At 34.1% G+C, this 22607-nt stretch carries 19 protein-coding genes; 13 read left to right on the plus strand and 6 right to left on the minus strand.

Annotation, left to right across the window (positions count from 1 at the left end):
• Window positions 1-559: 559 nt before the first annotated feature.
• Window positions 560-883, minus strand: coding sequence for a helix-turn-helix domain-containing protein (locus ACHRWY_RS04250; RefSeq protein ID WP_395352842.1), 324 nt, complete (start codon window positions 881-883; stop codon window positions 560-562).
• Between the two features lie 270 nt (window positions 884-1153).
• Here ACHRWY_RS04250 and ACHRWY_RS04255 point away from each other — a divergent pair, with 270 nt between their 5' ends.
• The 8 genes from ACHRWY_RS04255 (at window position 1154) to ACHRWY_RS04290 (ending at window position 6255) form a co-directional block, all read left to right on the plus strand.
• Complete coding sequence (locus tag ACHRWY_RS04255) at window positions 1154-1831, plus strand: Crp/Fnr family transcriptional regulator (RefSeq protein ID WP_395352844.1); 678 nt, start codon at window positions 1154-1156, stop codon at window positions 1829-1831.
• Window positions 1832-1921: 90 nt separating this feature from the next.
• Window positions 1922-2518, plus strand: coding sequence for a peroxiredoxin-like family protein (locus ACHRWY_RS04260; RefSeq protein WP_395352845.1), 597 nt, complete (start codon window positions 1922-1924; stop codon window positions 2516-2518).
• A 5-nt stretch (window positions 2519-2523) separates the two neighbouring features.
• Entirely contained in the window at window positions 2524-2982 is a 459-nt protein-coding gene (locus ACHRWY_RS04265) for a YHS domain-containing (seleno)protein (RefSeq protein WP_395352847.1), read from the plus strand.
• A 7-nt stretch (window positions 2983-2989) separates the two neighbouring features.
• Window positions 2990-3370 carry a DoxX family protein gene (locus tag ACHRWY_RS04270; protein WP_395352850.1) on the plus strand — a complete coding sequence of 127 codons (381 nt, stop codon included), beginning with the start codon at window positions 2990-2992 and terminating at the stop codon, window positions 3368-3370.
• Between the two features lie 6 nt (window positions 3371-3376).
• Window positions 3377-3865: a DinB family protein gene (locus ACHRWY_RS04275; protein WP_395352852.1), complete on the plus strand. Its 489-nt coding sequence runs from the start codon at window positions 3377-3379 to the stop codon at window positions 3863-3865.
• Window positions 3853-4563, plus strand: a complete 711-nt coding sequence (locus tag ACHRWY_RS04280; RefSeq protein ID WP_395352854.1) for an NRDE family protein — start codon at window positions 3853-3855, stop codon at window positions 4561-4563. Before ACHRWY_RS04275 ends, ACHRWY_RS04280 begins: the two co-directional genes overlap by 13 nt.
• A 10-nt stretch (window positions 4564-4573) precedes the next feature.
• A complete protein-coding gene (locus ACHRWY_RS04285) occupies window positions 4574-5608 on the plus strand; it encodes a D-alanine--D-alanine ligase (RefSeq protein ID WP_395352856.1) in 1035 nt (344 codons plus the stop codon).
• Window positions 5609-5610: 2 nt separating this feature from the next.
• A complete protein-coding gene (locus ACHRWY_RS04290) occupies window positions 5611-6255 on the plus strand; it encodes a hypothetical protein (protein ID WP_395352858.1) in 645 nt (214 codons plus the stop codon).
• A gap of 700 nt (window positions 6256-6955) precedes the next feature.
• Here the strand turns inward: ACHRWY_RS04290 and ACHRWY_RS04295 are convergent.
• Entirely contained in the window at window positions 6956-8464 is a 1509-nt protein-coding gene (locus ACHRWY_RS04295) for an ATP-binding protein (protein WP_395352861.1), read from the minus strand.
• 263 nt (window positions 8465-8727) lie between these two features.
• On the opposite strand from ACHRWY_RS04295, the gene ACHRWY_RS04300 reads away from it, so the two are divergent.
• Entirely contained in the window at window positions 8728-8919 is a 192-nt protein-coding gene (locus tag ACHRWY_RS04300; protein ID WP_395352863.1) for a cold-shock protein, read from the plus strand.
• 668 nt (window positions 8920-9587) lie between these two features.
• The gene (locus ACHRWY_RS04305) at window positions 9588-10109 is read left to right on the plus strand and encodes a hypothetical protein (protein WP_395352865.1); all 522 of its coding nucleotides are present in this window, start codon (window positions 9588-9590) and stop codon (window positions 10107-10109) included.
• Between the two features lie 75 nt (window positions 10110-10184).
• Here the strand turns inward: ACHRWY_RS04305 and ACHRWY_RS04310 are convergent, their stop codons facing one another.
• The 4 genes from ACHRWY_RS04310 to ACHRWY_RS04325 form a co-directional block, all read right to left on the minus strand.
• Window positions 10185-11738, minus strand: a complete 1554-nt coding sequence (locus ACHRWY_RS04310) for a hypothetical protein (protein WP_395352866.1) — start codon at window positions 11736-11738, stop codon at window positions 10185-10187.
• A 266-nt stretch (window positions 11739-12004) separates the two neighbouring features.
• Window positions 12005-12988, minus strand: a complete 984-nt coding sequence (locus ACHRWY_RS04315; protein WP_395352868.1) for a type IX secretion system membrane protein PorP/SprF — start codon at window positions 12986-12988, stop codon at window positions 12005-12007.
• 172 nt (window positions 12989-13160) lie between these two features.
• A complete protein-coding gene (locus ACHRWY_RS04320; RefSeq protein WP_395352870.1) occupies window positions 13161-15023 on the minus strand; it encodes a T9SS type B sorting domain-containing protein in 1863 nt (620 codons plus the stop codon).
• A 94-nt stretch (window positions 15024-15117) separates the two neighbouring features.
• Window positions 15118-15753, minus strand: a complete 636-nt coding sequence (locus tag ACHRWY_RS04325; RefSeq protein ID WP_395352872.1) for a DUF6891 domain-containing protein — start codon at window positions 15751-15753, stop codon at window positions 15118-15120.
• Window positions 15754-16636: 883 nt separating this feature from the next.
• Between ACHRWY_RS04325 and ACHRWY_RS04330 the strand changes: the two genes are divergently transcribed.
• From ACHRWY_RS04330 to ACHRWY_RS04340, 3 genes are all read left to right on the plus strand, one after another.
• The gene (locus ACHRWY_RS04330; RefSeq protein WP_395352874.1) at window positions 16637-17038 is read left to right on the plus strand and encodes a hypothetical protein; all 402 of its coding nucleotides are present in this window, start codon (window positions 16637-16639) and stop codon (window positions 17036-17038) included.
• A 17-nt stretch (window positions 17039-17055) separates the two neighbouring features.
• A complete protein-coding gene (locus tag ACHRWY_RS04335) occupies window positions 17056-18060 on the plus strand; it encodes a lysophospholipid acyltransferase family protein (RefSeq protein WP_395352876.1) in 1005 nt (334 codons plus the stop codon).
• A 307-nt stretch (window positions 18061-18367) separates the two neighbouring features.
• Entirely contained in the window at window positions 18368-22420 is a 4053-nt protein-coding gene (locus ACHRWY_RS04340) for a two-component regulator propeller domain-containing protein (protein ID WP_395352879.1), read from the plus strand.
• The last annotated feature ends 187 nt before the right edge of the window (window positions 22421-22607 follow it).

Raw genomic sequence — 22607 nt, forward strand, 5'->3', positions numbered from 1 at the left:
TTGAATTGGAAGTGCACGGTTAACAATCTTAAATGGAGGCATTATAGATAAGTTCGCCTGCAAAAAAACTAAAGAGTTTCAGCAGAATTTTTCAGGGGTAAAATAACAGTGAATTCTGCCCCGTTATCTTTTTCCCCGCTGGCAGTAATCGTTCCGCCATAAAATCCCAGGGTACAAATTTAATTAAGACATCACATAATATTCAAAAGAAAAAAGAATTTAAAAAAAACGAGTTACAACATTATATATTATTGCTTTAGCTCGTTTATTTGTAGTTGTTTTGTCCTGCTATTTTCCGATGCAGAAATTAACATTCCTTATTTTAATAGGGTTCTCAACTTTAGTGGTACAATTATGGTACATTTTAAAGCAATATATCACAAAATAAAACAAAGTATCCTTATTGAGATAACAAAACTCATGGGAGTTGTTCAATACAAAAATAATACAAATTTTTAATATATAAGGTTTTGCAAGATTATGATTTACCAATATGGTTGCTGATTGTGCTTTGGGAATGTTTAAAACTAAAAAAGGTCAAAAAATCTAAGTGTTAAATTTAGAATTTTGACCTTTTTTCAATATCATTCTTCATTTCTGTATAGGTTTTTACCCGACCCGATTTAATCCATTTCATTAACTCATGCCTGTAAAAATAAATGCGTTTCCCCTTCTTATTAACTGGTATTTCCTTCCTGCATACTTTACTATAGATTGTGGCTACAGATAGATTTAGAAGTTTTGATGCTTGTTCAACATTTAAAAGTTCGTTTTTATTTTCTTCTGTAATAGATATTTTCAAAATAAGCTTTTCCAAGTGCTCTAGTTTATCATGAAGTTTACTCATCATGATAGGTATTTGATCAAAAGTAAATGGTTTCATTTTATAACTGTATTAAATATCATCTAAAAGTATACTTTACTAATATTGTTAGAAATTTAATGTCGTCAAATGGAATTCTTTGGCTTTTAATTTCTAATAGTTTGGCTTTTGGAAAATACTCAAATTAAAATACTTTGATTAAGTGGCTATAGGGTTTGAATCTGCGATTTAGCGATACCATTAAATATTTTAAATGAAATGCTGAGTGATTTAGACCAGTAAGCGAATTATTTTCTAAAATGTTTACATTTACCGAATAATTTATCTCTTATGTACGAAGAATTAAAATACTGGTATTTGCGTGATCATAAATTGTTTAGAACTCTGAGTTTTTCTCAAATTAAACAACTTTGCATAATCACAGGTTTTAAAAAAGCCTCCAAAGGGGAAATTATTTATTTTTCATCTTCAGATGTGCCCAGGATTTATTTACTTAAAAAGGGCAATATCAAGATTGTTGGCCTGGATAATAATGGCAACGAAACTATAAAAGACATTATCCAGAAAGGAGATTTGTTTGGTGAACTGACTTTAGAGACAGATAATAAAAACGAAGAATATGCAAAAGTCCTTTCAGAGGATGTTGCGATTTGCAGTTTTTTAATGTCTGATTTTGAAGATTTATTGCTTCGTAATCCAACTTTAGCACTTTCATATACCAAGTTTGTGGGACTTAAAATGAAACGTATTAAAAACAATTATGCCAATCTAATTTCTAAGGATGCCAAAACCAGATTGTATCAATTCCTGAAAGACTGGGCAGAACAGGAAGGCGTTAGAGACGGGAATTCAGTTGTAATAGAAAACTATTTAACCCAAAATGATATTGCCCAGATTATCTGTACTTCCAGACAGACCGCTACTCAATTGCTCAATGAGATGGAAACCAATGGGCTATTAAACTACAACAGAAAAGAAATTATCATTCGAGATATTACCAAATTATAATTATTTTGGGCTAAGTGTAAATTAGCCGACATTTCGCTTTTTTATAGTATGCTAATTTTACATTATTAAAAAGATGTAAAAACATACACGATGAAAAAATTACTTTTTATTTTTTTAGTAACCCTCACCTGGGCTGCTAACGCGCAGAACATGAGTGCCAAATCTGCCACTGATATCGCTCCTTTGTTAATAGGAGAGAAGATTCCAAACCTTACTTTAAAATCATCGGATAATACAGATGTAAATATCTCAGACCTGCTAAAAAAGAAAAAAACTGTCCTTGTTTTTTATCGCGGAGGCTGGTGCCCTTATTGTAATTTGCATCTGCAGGCTTTGGCTGAGGCCGAAAAGCAAGTTCTGGATTTGGGATATCAAATTATTGCGGTAAGTCCTGATTCTGCTGAAAATTTGAAAATGACAGCAGAAAAAGACAAAGTAAAATACACCTTGCTTTCTGACTCAAAAGCAGAATTAATAAAAGCCATGGGAATTGCTTTTGAGGCTCCTGAAAACTACAAAAGTCTAATTAACGTACATTCTAATGGGATGAATACTAGTTTTTTACCAGTCCCTTCTGTTTTTGTTGTGAATCCCCAGAGTGATATCCTTTTTGAATATGTCTCGCCAGATTTTAAGCATCGTATAACGACCGAAGTACTTGTTTCGGTATTAAAAAATTTAAAATAAAGAAAATGAAAAGGTTTGTAGTACTTGTATTGATTTTGGTTTTTGGAATTTGTTCTGCTCAAAATGATGCCAAGAGAGCTAGCCAGTATAATTTAGAAAACAAAACTGCCATTCAGGGATATGATCCGGTAGGATATTTTAATCAGGGAAAAGCAATAAAGGGGAAAAAAGAGATCTCAGCTTCTTACCAGGGCGTGCTTTATAATTTTTGGTCAGGTGAAAATAAAAATGCTTTTCTGAAAAATCCATCAAAATATGAACCTCAATATGGTGGCTGGTGCGCGTATGCGATGGGAAGCGCTGGTGAAAAAGTCGAAATAAACCCCCAAACGTTTAAGATTATCGATGGAAAACTCTATTTGTTTTACAATGCTTATTTTAATAATACTTTGAAAAGCTGGAATAAAGACGAGGGAAAATTAAAATCACAGGCAGATGACAATTGGAAAAAAATCTATAAATAACAGGGCCATGAAAAAGGAAATTTTAATATGGGTTCTGAGAATTGTTGCCTCGCTAATTCTATTGCAAACCTTATATTTTAAGTTCAGCGCAGCAGAGGAAAGTATCTATATTTTCAATGCTCTAGGAGTAGAACCTTACGGAAGAATTGCTTCAGGCATAGCTGAATTGATAGTGGTAATTTTAATCCTGATTCCAAAAACCACCTGGATTGGTGCTTTGGGTGGAATTGGGGTAATGAGCGGCGCTATTTTATCACATGTCTTTGTTTTGGGACTGGTGGTGAAAGATGACGGCGGATTACTTTTTAGTCTGGCTATTATCACATTATTATGCTGCCTGGGTTTGCTTTATTTCAACAAAAACAAATTGTCTAATCTTCTCAATTAAAAGATTATGTTACTAAAATCAATACGCCAGAGTTTAGATGAGCTAATTTATCTATTAGATCAATTGTCAGATCAGGATTATTCAAAATCTTGCCAGTCTTTAAGTAATGCCACTATTGGCGAGCATACAAGACATATTGTGGAGGTGTTTCAATGTCTGGAACAAAGTTATGAGTCTGGAATTTTAAATTATGATAACCGCCAGAGAAATAAGCAAATTCAAACCGAAACAGATTTTGCTAAAAAATGCATTATTGAAATTAAAGAAGAATTGAAAAGTGAGAACAAAATAATCTATCTCGAACAGTTTATTGATGGTCTTAGCATGAGGATTCAAAGTAATTATTATAGAGAATTGCTCTATAATCTAGAGCATTGTGTGCATCATCAGGCGCTGATAAAAGTGGCCGTTTTGCAATTCGAAAATATTATCATTGATGAAAATTTTGGCGTAGCACCCTCGACCATAGCATACAGAAAACAATGTGTACAGTAAGTTTTGTAAATAATAACGGAGTTGTAATGATCACTTCAAACAGGGATGAAAAAGTAATTCGTCCGGGCGCTATTGTGCCCAGGAATTATAAGCATAAGGGAAAAAATATGATGTACCCAAAAGATTCAAAAGCGGGAGGAACCTGGTTTGTCATGGATGAAAAAGGAACTGTTCTGGTCTTGCTAAATGGCGGAATTACAAAGCACAATGTAATACTTCCTTATCGAAAAAGCCGCGGATTAATTGTTTTGGACATTATTTCGGATGATTCTCCAAAGGACTTTTGCAAACAAATCGATCTGGATAATATTGAGCCTTTTACGCTGGTTTTGTATCAGCAAAAACAATTGTACGAATTGATTTGGGATGGTTCTGTAAAAAGAATGACGCAACTGGATGAAACTCTAAACCATATTTGGTCATCAGTAACTTTATATACCCAGGAAATAAGAAAGGAAAGATCAGACTGGTTTTTTGATTTTTTAAAAGATAAAAATGAGATATCACCTGTGGAAATGCTCGATTTTCATCGAAATACACGCAGCGAAGACACTCAAAATGGTTTAATTATCAATAGAGAAAATACGATGAAAACCCTGAGCGTAACCCAAAGTGTAACAGAGCAAAACAGGGGGGTAATGAAATATTATGATTTAGTTAGAACTGAGGATTTTTCAGCCTCATTTATTCGAATTTAAAAACATTCCGATGAAACTATTTTTTCATAAAATAACCAATTGGGAATATTGGCCATTTCAGGTTTTGTATGTTCCTATCTATTTTCTTTGGGCCTATTATGCTATCAGAGCAAGATCTATTTTTTTCTTTAACGCCTCAAATCCGAAAATTAAAAATGGCGGCTTTATGATGGAAAGCAAAAAACAGATTTATGATCTGCTTCCCAAAAAATATTATCCTAAAACCATTTTAATTAAAGAGAATACGGATTTAAAAAAGATTGTAGATAAGATAGTGGAAAAGGAAATCTACTTCCCTTTAATTGCAAAACCCGATATTGGCCTTCGTGGTTCTGGCGTGAAAAAAATTAAAACAATATCGGAGCTGAAGGACTATGCCAGAAAAGCAAATTTCGACTTTTTATTGCAGGATTTAATTCCATTTAAAAATGAAGTAGGTGTTTTTTATGTGCGGCATCCAGGTCAGAAAAATGGAAAAATTACCGGTATTGTTTCTAAGGAATTCATGATCGTTAAAGGTGATGGAAAATCAACCATTGAAGAATTAATCAAACAAACACCCAGATTTGAATTGCAGTTTGATGTTTTAAAAGAAGAATATGGCGATCAATTGCACCGCATTTTACCAAAAGGAGAAACATTAAATCTGGTTCCGTTTGGAAATCATTGCCGCGGAGCAAAATTTCTTGACGGAAGCGATTTGATTACGCCAAAATTAACGGCAATGATGAATGAAATTGCCAATCAAATTTCTGAATTCTATTTCGGGCGTTTTGATATCATGTACAACACTTTTGAAGAATTAGAATGTGGAGAAAATTTTCAGATTGTGGAACTCAACGGAGCGGCGAGTGAACCTACACATATTTATGACCCAAAACATTCAGTCTGGTTTGCCTGGAGAGAACTGGCCAGACACATTACCTATATGTATGAAATAAGTGTTGAAAACCATAAAATGGGCGTTCCCTATTTAGATCACAAAGCAGGTATGCGTGAGTACAGACTGCATCTGGCACAAAACAATAAAATAATGAATTTCTAGAAATGAAAAAAGTAAAAAATATCTCCGTTGGATTTCTGGTGAGTTTTCTCGGATCAGTTCCCCTGGGGTATTTAAACTTAGTTGGACTTGAAATCTATGCAAAATCAGGACTTCATAATTTGGTTTTCTTTTTGTTTGGAGTCATATTTATAGAAACCTTTGTGATTTATTTTACGCTTCTTTTTGCCAGAGACCTTATAAAAAACAGAAAACTCATCAAGATCATTGATTTGTTTTCAGTTGGGTTCATGCTTACTCTGGCGCTTGTTTTTTATTTGAATTTCAATCACCCGGCAGAGTCTGATTATTATTTAGAGCGCTATTTGATCAATTCTCCATTTATAATTGGCGTAATTCTAAATGGATTTAATTTTTTACAATTGCCTTTTTGGACCAGCTGGAATTTATATTTGCTCAATGAAAAATATATTACCATTCAAGGGAAGCTAAAGTATTATTATATCGCAGGAACCTTAATGGGTGTTTTTGCAGGAATGCTTAGCGTAATAATAATATTGCAGTCTGTTTTACAAGACCCAAATCAATTCTCAAAGGGCATACTGCCTGTTTTTATTCCGCTTTTTTTTATTGCTTTAGCAGGTATTCAATTGTTTAAAGTATATAAGAAATATTTCAGTGTGTATTAGAATTTTAAAAGGGTAAAATTTATTATGATTTACAGGTGATTTTTAGTGGAGACTATCAATTAATTATTTTTCAGGAGCTTTTCCCGCTATACGCTCTAATCTTTTATGCCGAACCCCGGCACAAAAGGATTTCACTGCACACGAGCGAAGCGAACTGGCGAAGCAATCGGGGCTAAGGGCTGCCAACGAGCCCTGTGTTGTCGTTCCAGTGATGTATATTGCTGGCCTATTGGTGTATTTCTAATCAATACTCAATCTTCTATTTTTTTAAATACCATATGCCGCAATTCTCTCCCAAAGCTTTTATTATGCAACTTCTAATTTCTATAAATCCATACGCCGCGGTTTTACGGTAGAACTTAAATTACTTTAATTTACGCATTAAGCTGTTTTGCCGCCAGTTTTATTTGCCGTTGAGTAGTTATGAATTTTATTTTAAAATTTATAGTAAAGATGCTCTTCTTATAATTGAATTTATTTTTTATCTCTTAATTTTTTTTAGAAAATTAAAATGATAAACCCGGCCCATACAATTAAGTACAGGGCGGGCTGTCCATAAACATAATCTTCCATTTTATGTCTACTTAAAAACTTTTGATAGGGAGTATATATTGATTTATCTGCGAAATTGAACTTTGAAATTTGCAGTAACACATTTGCGATAAGAAACTATCAGTTTATATAATTCGCTTAAAAGTTGCTAAAGATAATCACCTGCCTGTTTTACAGGAAGGGTGACTGTAAATTCAGCTCCGTTATCTTTTTCTCCGGTGCCAGTAATGCTACCGCCATGTCTTTTGGCTATTTTTCGGTACAGGGCAAGGCCAAGCCCGTTGCCTTCATATTGGTCTTTGGAGTGCAGTCTTTCAAAGGCATTAAAGATCTTCTCGGCATAGACAGGATCCAGTCCAATGCCATTGTCCTTAATTGTAATTTGTACCGTGGCAATACCGTCATTAGTAACCGTACTAAAGGATATGATAACCCTGGGTGGCTCATCTGCCTTTGAAAATTTCAGCGCATTATGGATCAGGTTGTAGAAAAGCTGCTGGATTAGGATCGGCGCCCCTTCTAGATCAGGAAGCTCACTTGTAATGAGTATGGCGCCTTTTTCCCTTATGATGAGTTCAAGATCTGTTTTGATACTTTCGATCATCTCATTGAGATTTATCTTTTCAATGGGCTGCGACCTTTTATCCAGGGTGGAGTAGGCGAGAATCCCTTCCACTATATTCTGCATCCTCTGTGCGGACTGGTCTACCTTTTGCAGGAATTTTTTAGCGTTCTCACTAAAATCGGCTTTGTACTGATTTTTTAATATACTATTGAAAGTTTTAATTTTTCGGATAGGCTCTTTCAGGTCATGGCTCACAACACCAGCGAAATGCAAAAGATCATCATTGGATCTGCGAAGCTCCTGTGTGCTATGGGCCACCTGTTTTTTGAGCTCCTGCTCAAATTCTTTCTGCTCGTGGATATCCTGTATGATCCCGATAAGGGTGCCGGGGGTTCCATTTTCGTCGGTGATAATTCTGCCGTTGATCTTCACCCATTTGAGTGATCCGTCATCGTTTATGATTCGGGCCTCGTAGCACATTTTTCCTGTGCTTTGTGCCTTTTGGTGTTCTTTCTCGCGCAGGGCCTGGTCCTCCGGGTGCAGTTTGGCAATAAGCTCTTCGTTGGCTATTTCCCCCTCTATGGACCAGATGGCATTGAAATTTCCAGAGGTTTTGATTTTTTTGGTTGCAAGGTCTATCTCATAGGTTCCCATACCTGAGGATTCAATAGCCATTCTGAGCCTTTGCTCGGCACTCTGGGTCTGCTGTTTTGCCAGGTGCAGCTCGGTCACATCAGAGCCCGTATTCATAACCGCATAGATCCCGCCCGTTTTATCAAAAAGAGGGATAAAGCTGTAATTGAAATAATAGGTTCTAAGGGCGCCGTCCACCATTAAATCAACCTGTTTGTCTTTTGCGTGGAAGGCAGTTCCGGTTTTCAGTACGGTTAATGCCTGAGCGGCAAAATCTTGGTTTTGAATTTCAGGGAGTACTTCAAGATATTTTTTTCCAATTACCTGATCGCCTTTGCCCCAAGTCTGTATCATAGAGGGGTTGGCGAGTTCTATTTTTAACTCTTCCCCTGTATAAACAGCGGTAGGCAAAGGGGTATTATCCACAATGTCCTTCAAAAGCGATAGATTGTCATACATCAGTGGTTGGTTTTATTTTAGCGAATGTATCATAGTTCCTGGCTATTTTAGTTACACTATTTTAAGAGAATCTTTCATTATTATAGGTTATAAATTTACTGCCGCATTTCAATTCGGCTTATGGCCGTATGAACATAACTAAGCGATAGATTATTGGAGCAGGACGCGGCCAGCAGTGTGCTGATTATAAAAATATAATAAAAACTTAAATTAATTTAGTTCTGGTTTATTAAAGCTACCTTTACACCCTTAAATACATTAAAATGCAAGAAGGTACAGTAAAATTTTTCAATGAAGAAAAAGGGTTCGGATTTATAACTCCAAGTAACGGAGGGGCCGAAGTTTTTGTTCATGCTTCAGGTCTATCAGAAAACATCCGTCAAGACGATGAAGTACGATACGACGTGGAAGAAGGCCGTAAAGGTCCAAACGCAGTAAACGTAGTTGTAGCATAATATACTATCACAGTGAGCTTTTAAAGGCATCTGCTTCGCAGGTGCCTTTTTTGTTTTATGTCATTTGAGGCATGGTCTTTAATCTTCAGGCAGTATTGCAGATTATGGGCGTAGACGCGTGGCGCTGTATTGACTGTGAAGAGTTGGTTTTTGTTTAATTTTAATAGGGAACTTGTTCTCATCATGAAAATAGAGCTGGGTTAATTACAGTACTTATTTTTTTGGGAGCTATTCCCGCTATTCGCTCTAATCTTTTGCCCCGAACACCGGCACAAAAGGATTTCTACTTCTATCGGGGCCAGGCCTGCTGAGGAGCCCTTTTTTGTGTTGGAGAACTTGATATCCTAATCCAATTGTTGTACTTATAATCATCACAGGAACTTCTCTTTCAGCTTTGCTTTTCACTCAGCTTTATACTGATGTAATAAAACACAGCATAGTTCAGCACTTTAGACTAATAAAAATTGTGGCAAAGTTCAAGGCAACTCCATTTAGGTATAAAACTAAAATTTCCACCAATTTTATACCTGTATAGCACTTTTGTCTATTTTTTGTCTACTGCGATTTTTATGTTCCGGTATCAGTTTAATATACTTTTGAGATCTATAAAATTTTTAAATTATTTTATATTATCTGATGCCTCTGGGTAAAAAAACAAAACAATGTTAATGAGACAAATCGTTTTCCTAAGACAAATAGACATTCCATTAAAAAAACAAATTCAGGACCTTATTCGACACCTTGGCTATGACTTTACAATATTTGGTGACCTTGAAAAACATATTGGCGAAGATGTGCTTGAGTGTAGCATAAATGGATTCCAAATAGATTTTATAGTCCTTTTCGATGGAGCCAATATTGTACTGTCAGTAACAGAATTGCAATGGATTAAACCTGACTTAAGAAATCAGGACACTGCTATTTCATTTGTTTGCGCAAAAGACTTGCCCACAAGTGTTTGTATTGGGCTTATTTTAGTTGCGTTGATTGATCTAAGTAATGCCCTGGTTTATGATATTGACAATAAGATGAAATACACAAGGGAAATTTTGATCACAGAGACCCTTGAATTTCTGTCTGAATTAGATAAGCAAACAATTACATTATCTCAAGAAAGGGAAAAGCAAACTAAAATAAGCAATAAAAAGAATAGTACATTTAGGAGCAGACTAAAAAACATATTCCAGTGAAAAACAGCAGTTGTGCTGTACTTCTCAGTTGGCATCAGTAGATGATGTTGCCTTTTCATAATAGTTTTGCTGCTTTCAAATAGAAAGAATTATATCGGTGAGATTTTGCTCAGCTGTAAGGTTTAGTTTTTTGCGCAGGCGGTAGCGGGCCGTTTTTACACTATCTGGGGAAATATTTAAAAAAAGAGACATTTCTTTCACTGTCATATTAAGTTTTATAAGGGCACAAACCTTTAAGTCATTAGAGCTGATCTCGGGATAGGATTCTTTGAGACGGGTATAGAAATTTTTATTGATACTCTCAAAGTACAGGTCAAAATCATTCCACAAAATATTCTGCTCGAAATGACGATTGAGTATTTTTAGGAGTTGTTGCTCTGAAAAGGGTTCTTTTTTTTCAATTGCGGTTTTAATTTCATTTAAAAGTTTATTTTTTTCAAGTATTTGTAAAGTGATACTGCTGAGCTGGTTTTCCTTGTGTTCAAGGTCATTCTGAAACTTTATCTCTTCGGTTTTTCTCTCTTTTTCTAATGCCCCTACAAGCTCATTTTTAAGGTGTAGCAATTGTTTATCACGCCGGTTAATCTTGTTTAAAAAATAAAAGCCAATCAATAAGGTAATAAGTATGGTAATGATAGCTATTATTAATTTGGAATTGGTGCGCTCCATATCTTTTTTTTCTTTCGAAATACAGGCCAATTTTTTATTTTTTTCTATTACTTTGAATTGCATTTCCAGGCTCTTTCCAATTTTCTCTTTCTCCAATAAAAAATAGGGATCCTTTAAAATTAACAGCCGATTTTGAAGCTGGGTAATTTCAAAGTGTTTTTTCTCGAGCTTCCTTAAAGCTATCAGCGCCTGAAGTGCTTTTATTTCATGTCTTTTGTCCGAAAGGGTAGTGGCAATGTTATTTGCCCTTTGGTAATAATCGTTTGCTTTTGAAAGATCGCAAACTTCGAAGTGATATTTTCCCAGGTTGAGTAATGCAAAAAATTGTGCTTTCTTATCATGGGTGAACTCCGCGATGTCTAATGCTTTTTTAAAATACAACAAACCCTTTTTCCGATACTTGTTCATTAAGGCATATTGTCCAATTTTAAGATAGGTATAGGCCAGGGAAATCTCATGGCATGAATTTTCAAAATCATTTTTTAACGCCTTTTTGAAAGCGGAGATTGCAGAATCTTTCCTCTCCCGCATCTCATAAAGCGGCTCTGCGCCGAAGTAGGGCACACCAGAGATCGCGTTTTTTTTATCACTGCTTTCAAGAACATCAAGAACTTGCCGGTTTATCAATGAGGCCTCTGAGTATTTTCCTTGTCTTATTAGAATTATGCTGATTAGCTGACGGCATTTCCTCTGGCCAATTCTGGCTTGTTCAGGCTTTGTTTTTTCAAGTTTGGAGTAGCTCTCCAGGGCTTGTCTGGCATATTGAAGGGCATTTTCCAGATTCTGCCCGTAAGACCAGATACCTAAATAAAGAAGGGTCTCAGCCTGATTGGCAATATTATTATCTTCTATGGCCTGTTCAAATGCATGAAAAAAATAACAAAAGGTTTGGTTCTCATTCAGTAAACAGGACCAAGGTGCATCCTCTGTTTTTTTCGAATTCTGAGCAGTTACATTCAAAGATAAAAAGAGTGTGAAGAGTGATAGGTAAAACTTTTTGTAGAACATGGCTATTGGAAAAATGCAAAAAATGCAAGGGTATTATTTGAATGTAGTTGGGGAAAATAATAATCCTTTTGGTTAAAAAAGAACAAATTAAAGTGCATTATTGGGAGATCTTCAATAAAGAAAAACAGCAAAATAACGATAGTCTAAATATTGAACTTCGCGTTATCTTGCTATTTAATTTTAAGAATTATTACTTTTTGGGTGTAAACCCTATAAGCTTAAAAATTTAAGGCAGGGCAACCACAATCGTATCTATCTTTATTGCAGAATAAATTAAAACCAATTGTCACTTGATGGTAAGGAGAAACATCGAATTTTTCAGCTCCAATAATTTGAGAATACGTATAGGCAATGACCATATTTTTTATATTTATACCTAAAATAGGGGTGAGATATTCTAACCTTTGGGAAGATGTGTTATTGTATTTTGTTTTATCAAAACTTCTTCTGTATGAGACCGCCGTCCAGATACTGCTCAAATCCATAATATTCTTATACAATTTTAAATTAATATCAATCTGCCTTTCTTTGGTTTTATCAAATGCCTGATAAAGGATGGAGGGTTCCCATAATAACTTTTCGTTGTCACCGAAAAGGTATCCCAAACTAAAGAGATATTTTCTGAGATTTTTACTTTCAAATTCTGTATAGAGTTTTCTTCGGGTTTGAATTGCTCCCTGAAGCGTAGCATGCAGATAAAAATTTTCATAATTATACGATGCGCCAAAATCCATATTGAAGTAAGAAGCTTGTTGAATCGTTCGGTCAATAATGGGATCAAATTCAGTAAATAAAGTCTGGTCAAGCTGGCTTTGGATTAAACCGGCATTTATACCAAAGGAGAGTTGGTTTAAATCAATGTCATCTCTGGAAAAAACAATATGATGTGCAAAGGTCATCTTTATGCCTTTTTGAGAATGAAATCCGTTTTTGTCATTGTAGAGTATAATACCGGCTCCTGATTTCTCACCCAGGTGGCCATTTAAAGTTAAGGTTTGTAAAAGTGGCGCCTCCTGTTCCTGTAGCCATTGTGTACGTGCTGTATATCTTAACTTAGCGCATTTAGCGGCGCCAGCCATTGATGGGTGAATCAGGTAATAGTTGTCAGAGAGGTAATCGGAATAAACCGGTATTCCTTCCTGTGAAAATGATATAGAAAATAGAAACAATAAAAAAGCTGTGAATCTGAGTTTATGACGCATTTTAATAGATATTAAAGTATAGAAATGCCTTAGAGCGTGTTTTGCTTCTTAAAGGCAATTGTAGTATATTGAAATAGCACAAGTTGTTCTTTTTGCAGTAGAATAACATTACTTGTACTATAGGTCTACTATAAGATCAGTAGTAGGATCTGATTTTTGTGATAATTTAGATTTATCTTTTCAGGCTAAAATGAGCTTTAAATTTTTGTTGAATTCCCCCGATTGTACACTCCAGGGTGAACCAATAATCACTTGAGGGCAATGGTTGCCCGTTATAGGTTCCGTCCCATCCTTCACCCAAAGGGTTAAGTTGTTTTAAGAGTTTCCCATAGCGATCAAATATGAAAAGGTTTGAAAATGATAAGTCGTCATTTCCGGCATTGCTAATATTCCATCTCTCGTTATAGCCATCACCGTTGGGAGTGAAAAAAGGTGGATAGGCAATTACGAAAATTTCTTTACTGAACTCTATACAGCTACTGATATCTCTAACTGTGATAGTATGGATGCCAGAGGCTACATTATAAAATTCATTTGAGGACTGAAAATTTGCCTGATCTAATTTATACTCATAACCGGCAGTAGTATTGTTTTTGATTATAGCCACAAGGGTAGTGCCTTGAGCTGAATTAATAAAGGATGTTTGTTGGATCAGTAAGTCCTGCCCTGAGATGTTTGCAGAACCTGAGTGAACTTTAACTTCCAGTTCAAGAAAATCGCTATTGCACCCAAAAGGATTAATTTGCATAACGCTGAATTTTGTATTGGTCATTAATGGCGCAGAGGTGAACGTTTCTCCCGTATGCATTAAAACTTTATTTGCGTCATACCAATTAAAAATATTCTGAAATTTTGGATCATTAGCGCTCTTGGCCCTTAAAGTAACAGCGTTGCCAGGGCAGATTGGGAGCGGGTCCTCCACTAAAGGTTTTTCCAGTGCCTCTATAAAGATCTCTTTGCTAATGCTAGTGCTGCACTGGCCAAGATTTCTTACCGTTATTATATGGGCGCCAGCACTTACATTGTGAAATTCATTTAAGGACTGAAAATTTCCATTGTCTAATTTATATTCAAAAGTGCCAGTATTATTTTTAATTATAGCAACAAGGCTGGCACACTTATCTGGAGAAACTGAAGATTTTTGCTGGATTAAAAGGTCATGTTCTGAGAAATCTGTACCCCCTGAATTCACTTTAACTTCAATGTCCAGATAATCACTTTTACAGCCCGAGGAAGTAATTTGTATTACGCTGTATTTTGTGCTAGTTAATAATGGGCCAGATGTGAAGGTTTTTCCCGTATGGATTAGAATTTTATTTGAATTATACCACTGAAAAATTGACCCATCCTCTTGTTCAGTAGCGCTTTTAGCATTCAAAGTAACAGAGCCACCCGAGCAGATAGCAGGAACATTCTCAACGATTGGCTTCTCGAGAGCCGAATTAAAATTAATGGCATCGAGAAAGTTTCCAATTGTAGGAGAATTTGAGGAATTGGAAAGTGCTTCAAAAATAAATCTTGTGACCTTTTGATTCTCTGGCACCACATAAATTCCACTATAAAGTTTCCAGGCCAGGTGACCAGTTGAGCAAGTGGTCACAATAGTGTAGGGACCATTGGGAGGACCTGCTTTTAATACCATCTTATCAACTCCAAATCTGCCTCTGTGCGCAAAGGAGTACGTAAAGACATTATTTTGAGAAGTATCATAGTCCTGATATAATCCTGAAGAATAGGAAGCATTGAGTTCTATATACTGCTCTCCATCATAGGCAAAACTCCGAAGATTGTCTAAATTAGAACCGTTTCTCCAGAATTCTATAATTCGGTCCGGCGCTGTTGTCCTCCAGCCAGGAACCATATCCTGGTTAATTAATGAAGCAGAGTAGCGTAAAACAGGCAACTCAAAACTATTGTTAATAGTGTTAACCCTGCATTGGCTGTGGGCTGAATAAGTAAAAAGAAAGATTATAAATACCCGAATTCTAAGGCTATAAAAGCAGCTGTAATTGTAATTTTGACGTAGCAAGTTCATAAATAATAGGTAGATTTAAGGGGATGTGAGGGAAATTATATGTTTTATAGCGTTCGGGTGGATAGAGTAACGGATTTATACACGTATTATAGCTTTAGGTATTTGACATTAGATAAATTACCCTATCAATCCACCAGTCTTCTTTGTCGGGCTTTTTTTTCCAATCCATATTTTTGATTTCTATTATGTTAGGGTTAAAGTCTGAAACATTGGCTTGTAAACCATTTAATTTTAGGGTTTTTATGATTTTGTTTTTTACTTTCGAGACTTCTCTTATTCCTAATTTTAAACTTTTGAACTCCAAAAACAGACTTTTCTCACCAGAGCTAATTACCTGCTCCAGATCATAGGAGTTATAATAGCAAAAGCCAATTACTTTAATTCTTCTTTTGGCGAGCATATCAAATGCGTACATACAGTCGGATAGTCCATCTTCGCTATTGTACACATTGTGCAAACAAATAATTTGCTGCTTAATTAGATCATCAAATGCATTGGCTAGTTTGTCAAAATCTGTCGGATGGTCCCACTTTAGACTGTTCTTCTGATGTTTTTTGTAGTGTTTTGAGATAAATTTTTTAAGTTTCTCTTTATCAAAATGCTCATCGTAGGTTTCATTTTCATAAAATATAAAACTGATATTGTTATAAATCTCCTCTTTAGTGTCAAAACCAAACTTAATGTCTAGTTTTAATTGTATTAAAGCATCTTTTCTAATTTTTTTTTTCATAGAATTATCTGATTATATGGTATTGGAATAGATGGGGATAGTATCTGGTTATAACTTTTTATTTTTTGCCTCGGGTAAATAATTTAAATCCTGGACATTCATTAGTTAGTATAAAAATGAATTCAAAATGTGTTTTTAGACTAGATGAACCTTGTCAAAATTGCCACTGTTTTAAGTATGGGCTAAATTATACCAAAGCACTAGGGCTACTATTTTTAAGTAGTAAACAAATGATAGACTGACGGGAACTTTAGATAGATTTGTGGTAAACATATCAATAGAAGGGTATGTGAGTTGGCTGCCAAACAGGAGAAAGTGCTTTTAAATGAGAAAAGCATTTAAAACTTTCCCCATGTAATTATGTATTGTATTTGCGGGCCTTACCAAAAATTAAGATCGAACGTATTTGAAATAATTAGCATCACTACTACGAATGTTAATAATTATCAATTATTAAACTGACTTTTATTTTTTTGATTTGCAGCGCTGTTTTCTGTTGCGTTTTCCTTCTCGCGAGAGATTAGCTTATGAATTTCGAAATCGAACTATTGGTAAGTCTTAGCGCTTGTATTTTAAGCTATAGATCCAATAAAGATAGTTTGTCCACCAATTATCTATCTAAATTTTGCCTGGTCTATTATTTGTCTACCCCTTTTTGTATGTGCAAGGTGCCAGGTAAATTAATTTTGCGAAAGTTTATTTTCCTGATTTCAATACAAAATAGATCAGAAAAAAAACTGACGATTTAAATTCAATACAATAATCTTTTTTAGTCAGAATGAAAAATAATGTAAAATCACCAATTTTTAACGCGGTATTAGAAATTAGAAAAGTGGGAAAAAATGAGATGTTTAACAGGAATCAAAAAATATGTTTAAAGATAATGAGAAGGTGTTTAGTAAGCCTTATTGTACTTATGACAATTTTTTCTTTTAAATCAGTAATGATTGCCAAGCAGGAAAATCCAAATTTAATTATGGGTAAATGGATATGGAAAGAATCAATACATGTTGATAATAAAAGTTATTTGTCCACTCCTAAATCTAAGGGATACAAAAAGAAAATTGTTTTTACCACTGATGGAAAAGTTATCACTTATAAGGATGATGTAGAAATTAGAATTAGTAAATATGAGTTAAGTAAAGGTATAAGCGTTTTTGATCAGAAAGAACATGACCTTATTATTTTTGAAGGCATAACCTATGTTATTGAAAAACTCGACAGTAAAAATCTAACCTTAGCCAACAATTTTAATAATGGATATCGTTCGCAGTTTTACAGATAGTTGTTATGTGAAAAATCGTGTCACAAGCAGGAGCTTTCCCTTATCAAGGAAATGAATTTCAAGTTGAAAAGCATAGAGTGATGCAATTTTTTTTGATAGCGAATTTATCTTTTAATCAAATACCAAAAATAATGATTGGCTTTTTTTTATACCTCATTTCATTAATTCCACTTAGGATTTTATATTTCATTTCAGATTTTTTAGCTTTTTTACTGTATTATGTTTTTAAATATCGTCGTAGAGTAGTTGCAGAAAACATAAAGAAATCTTTTTATACGCTAACCAATAATGAAAGAATTGTTCTTGAAAAAGAATTCTACAAAGTTTTTTCCGATAATTTTATGGAAACAATAAAGCTGCTTTCTATTTCCGAGAGAAAGTTACTCTCCTACATTTCGGCAGATTATTCCCAACTTGAGAAAATACTTGCAGAGAATCAAAATTGCCATATTTATCTCGGGCATCAATTTAATTGGGAATGGGCAATCGCCCATATGACTCTAGTTCAAAAAAAAGCCGAAGTTTTATTGGTTTATAAGACCTCGCGCAGCCACATAGTAAATGATTTAATGTTACGAATAAAAAGCCGCTTTGGTTCAAAAATCGTGGAATCAGAAAATATGAAAAAAGAGATGGAGCAATTCTCAGGTAGTCCTCACATTGTGATTGTACTTGCAGATCAAAATCCTAAATTTCCATCAAAAAGCTATTGGCTCTCGTTTCTTTCGCAAAGAACAGCGTTTTTGAGCGATGTTGAATTAAATACGGCCGATTATAAAACACCTAGTCTTTTTGCAAATATTATTCGTGAAAAAAGAGGGCGTTATAAAATTATTCTAGAGCCAATATTTGATTTTACGGAACCTTATAAAAGAAGAATTCTAACCAATATTTTTGTTGAAAAATTGGAAAATGCAATCATATCAAATCCTGAAAATTATTTATGGAGCCATAAGCGATGGAAGCATAAGTATAAAAACGAATATAGAAAAAGATGGATTAACAAAACTAGCAAAGTTTAGCACTATTAGTCTAGTTTTTTAAATACGATTTTGCTCTCTATTTTATTGTATGTCCTTGTGGGTACGATATTAAAATTAAACTCATAAATTTTCTACAAAAGAGATGGAAATAAGCATTCAGATTCTTGCGAGAATAATAAAGACGATTAAAATGATTTTGCAGTTGTGTCTGTTTTTTGGTCTGAATCAAAAATATTGGTATTAAAATGTGAATTATGAAAAAAAAGATATAAAAAAATAAGTAGAATGTTTTTTTTTGTAAAATTGCTTATATTTTCTTTTAACGAAATTAAAAACACACTTTATTTTGAAAAATTTTGTTCTAAATTTTTTACTATTAATTGGTCTTCCTATAATTGGTTCTTCACAAGGGCATGCAGTTAAATTTCTTGACACTCCCGATGGTTTATCTCATAATTCAATAAGATCAATATTTCAGGATAGTGATGGTTATATGTGGTTTGGCACCTACGACGGACTCAATAGATATGATGGTTATAATTTTAAAGTGTACCGAAATAGTATTAAGGACAGACAATCATTACGATTTAATCATATATCCTGCATTGAAGGAGATTCAAATAAAAATATTTGGGTGGGAGGTTCTAATGGTGTCTGTGTTTATAGTAAAAGCAAGGCTGTATTTTACCCAGTTCAATATGTTTTTGCACATAACAAGCCAAAAGTACTTAAGGATATCATTCGTCAGATAAAATCGGTTTATAAAAAACAGGTATTAGTAGGTACACAAAATTTAGGTTTACTACTCTTTGAGAACGGATCATTTATAGGTCGAAATATACCTCTTGAGGGATTAAATAAAGATATTAAATATAAGTACGATGCGACGGTTCTCCAAGAGGCCGGGGCTAAAGATTACTGCTGGGTATATGTTAGAGATGTAGGTGTTTGCAGATATGATTATCACTTAAAAAGATTAAAGGTACGATTCCCTTTGTCAAAAGAAGTGGAATCTATGCAGGTTTCTTTAGATCATAATCTTTGGCTGGGTACAGATGAAGGTCTTTTTCTTTTGAACATCAAATCTGGTTTGCTTTCCCAGAATTATTTTTCAGAAAAATGCACCGTTACTGACATTCTTTTAGATAAGAAAAAAGAATTGTGGCTGACCACAGATGGTTGTGGTATTTATAAGGTAGTAGGAAATACTGAAAAAGCGGTAGCTTATAATTCTGTCCGGGATAACCAACTTTTAAAGAGTAATTCTATAGAGTGCTTGTATGAAGATAGAGCAGGAAACAAATGGATTGGAACACTGCGAGGAGGCATAAGCATGTTGAGTGGTACGCCTAAGTATTTTCAGAGTATTCGCTATAATAGCATTGGGAATGATCCAACTGATAACTTTATTCTCTCATTTTGTGAAGATGAAAAAAACAATATATGGATAGGAACCGATGGAGCAGGTTTAAAGTATTGGAATAGAAAGAATAATTCCTATATAAAATATTCAAATAAACTCTCCAGTGGTTTTATTACCAGCATTATAAGAGATGATAAAACTAATGCTATTTGGTTATCAACCTGGGCAGGTGGTATAAACCGTATTAATTCAGATCACACTGTAAGTCATTTTTCTTGCTATAATCCATACACAAAACACATTGAGAGAAATATATGGCTTGTTTACAAGGATTCTAAGGGAAATATTTGGGCTAGTGCTACTAATGAAGGTTTTTTATATCTCTTTGATAGGACCAAAAATAGTTTTCTACTCTATGATAGAGGAATTGATAATTTGCAATGTTTGACAGAAACTAGTGACGGTAAACTCTGGGGTGGAAATTACACCTCTTTGATTGTTATTGAAAAAGAAAAAAGGAAATACACTCGGATAAGCATTAGTAATCCTGCTCGTTGTATACTTGAGGATAAAAGCAAAAATCTTTGGGTTGGCACCCAGGAAGGTGGATTATTGTTATTTGATCGTAAGACAAAAGTGTTTAAACGCCTGACCACTGATGATGGTTTGCCCTCAAACACAATTTTAAGATTGCTCGAGGACAAGAATGGAAATTTATGGATGAGTACCTATAATGGTATTTGCAGGTTTGACTGGAAAAGAAAAATATTCAGGAATTTTTCAGTAAATGATGGACTTCAGAACAATCAGTTTAGTTTTAATGCTGGATTAAAATTAGCCACAGGAGAATTTCTATTTGGTGGAATAAACGGATTTAATATCTTTTTTCCTGAAAATATTAGGGAGGTCAATCAAGAGAACAACGTATTGCTTTCAGATTTTTATGTCAATAATCAGCCTATTGAACAAAGTTCAAATGAATTAAACTCAGAGTGGGATTCCGGTAAGATCAAGATGGTAAAACTGCCCTATGACCAAACCACCTTATCAATGGAATTTGCGGCACTTGATTATAATGATGCCGATAAAATTAAGTATGCTTACTTTTTGAAAGGCTGGGATAATCACTGGACATATGCCGGACAGATAAGAAAGGCAAATTATTCGAGATTGCCCGAAGGAAAATATATTTTTAAGGTAAAGACAACCAATTTTAAAGGAGGTTGGAACCAAGAAACAGATCTTATTACTATAGTTGTTATGCCGCCGTGGTACAGGGCTTGGTGGGCATATATTTTATATTTATTTGCTGTTGTTGCAATTGTGTTTGGATATCTGAGATACAATAAAAATAAAGAAAAACTAAAGTACAAAGTGAAAATTGCTGAATTAGAAAGTAAAAAAGAAAAGGAAATTGCTGAGAAGCAATCTTCTATGTTTACTTATATTTCACATGAGTTTCGTACGCCGCTTTCACTCATTATAAATCCATTAAAAAAAGCAGTTCAAAAAGAAAATGTGCAAAATGGCTCTTCTGGAAGTGATTTAGCGATTGCACATCGAAACGCACGAAGACTTTTGAGTTTGGTGGATCAGCTGTTGCTTCTTCGTAAAGCCGAAAATGATGCGGATTCGCTTAGATTGTCAACTATAAATGTAAATAACCTTTGTAATGAGGTATATCAATGTTTTGTAAATCAAGCAAAAGATAAGAATATTAATTACAATTTTAGTTTGCCAGATTATACAATTGAAATTATCGGAGATTATGAGAAAATTGAAATTTCATTATTTAATTTAATGTCTAATGCTTTTAAATATACTTCTGAGGGAGGCGAAATTGAGCTAAAACTCATTGAGAATGATTTTGAAGTTATCCTTGAAATTGCTGATACCGGTAAGGGAATTGAAGAAAAGAATATGCAGGTTATATTCGAAAAATTCAGGCAGGTAAATTCAAAAGTATCGGTGGGAACAGGTTTTGGAATCGGACTTTATATTGTAAAGTATTTTATAGAAAAACATAAAGGAAGCGTAAGCTGTACCAGTGAAATTGGAAAAGGAAGTCTATTTAGATTGACTTTTATAAAAGGTGGAAATCATTTTGAAGGTGCTGAAATTACCAATACTGCTAATCAAAGAAGTCAATTACTCAATGAACTTCTTGGTGATGAAATGGATGAGGATAATAATTCGTTTACAGCTACTGTTTCAGAAAATGACTTTCATGCAATAATGTTGACAGACAAACGTACAGTTTTAATTATTGATGATAATGCTGAAATAAGAAATTATCTGATCAAATTGTTTTCTGATCTCTATATTGTTTATAGCGCAGAGAATGGAGAAGAAGCTCTGAAATTGACTGAAAAATACATGCCGGATTTAGTAATCAGTGATATTACGATGGAGCAATTAGATGGTCTGGAGTTGTGTAAAAAAATAAAAGAAAACAATATATTGTCTCATATTCCGGTTATTCTATTAACGGCATCAAAAAATCCAGAGACACATCTTCAGGGAATAAGTGGTGGCGCCGATGATTATATTACAAAACCATTTGATGATGACATGCTTTTGGCAAGAGTAGATTCTTTATTGAGGAATCGAAATAATTTACGTAAATATTTTCTAGAAAGTATAACCCTTAAAGAGAATACCCAAAAAGTTCCAATTGAATATCAGGATCTATTAAAAAAATGTATCGATATAGTGGAATCCAATATTCATAAAAGAGATTTTAAGATCAAAAATTTTGCAATGGAAATGGGAATGAGCCACAGTATGTTATATGCTAAAATTAAAATAATCTCAGGTCAAACTTTAAATTCCTTTATTCGTTCTATCCGTCTGAGAAGAGCAGCCATGTTAATGTTGACAAAAGATATTAATATTGCCCAGGCAAGTGCTGAAGTTGGTTTTGAAGATCCTAAATATTTCAGGCAACAATTTGTAAAGTTATTTGGAATAACACCCTCTGAGTATATAAAAAAATATAAGAGTTCTTTTAATGCCGATACCAATATTGTCAAATAAAATTTATGTGTTTGTTCATTTGCAATTACTGCTTGTTTTACACCATGAAAAATAATCTATTCAATTTACTTTTAGGCCAATTGCCTATCAAGCGGATGTTCATCTCCATGATATAATAGTACTATAAGTAGTATAATTTTTCATCTGCTGCTCCACTAATTAAAAAAAAGATTTATTATATAATTAT

Source organism: Flavobacterium sp. FlaQc-48 (genome assembly GCF_044007335.1).
Taxonomy (GTDB): Bacteria; Bacteroidota; Bacteroidia; order Flavobacteriales; family Flavobacteriaceae; genus Flavobacterium.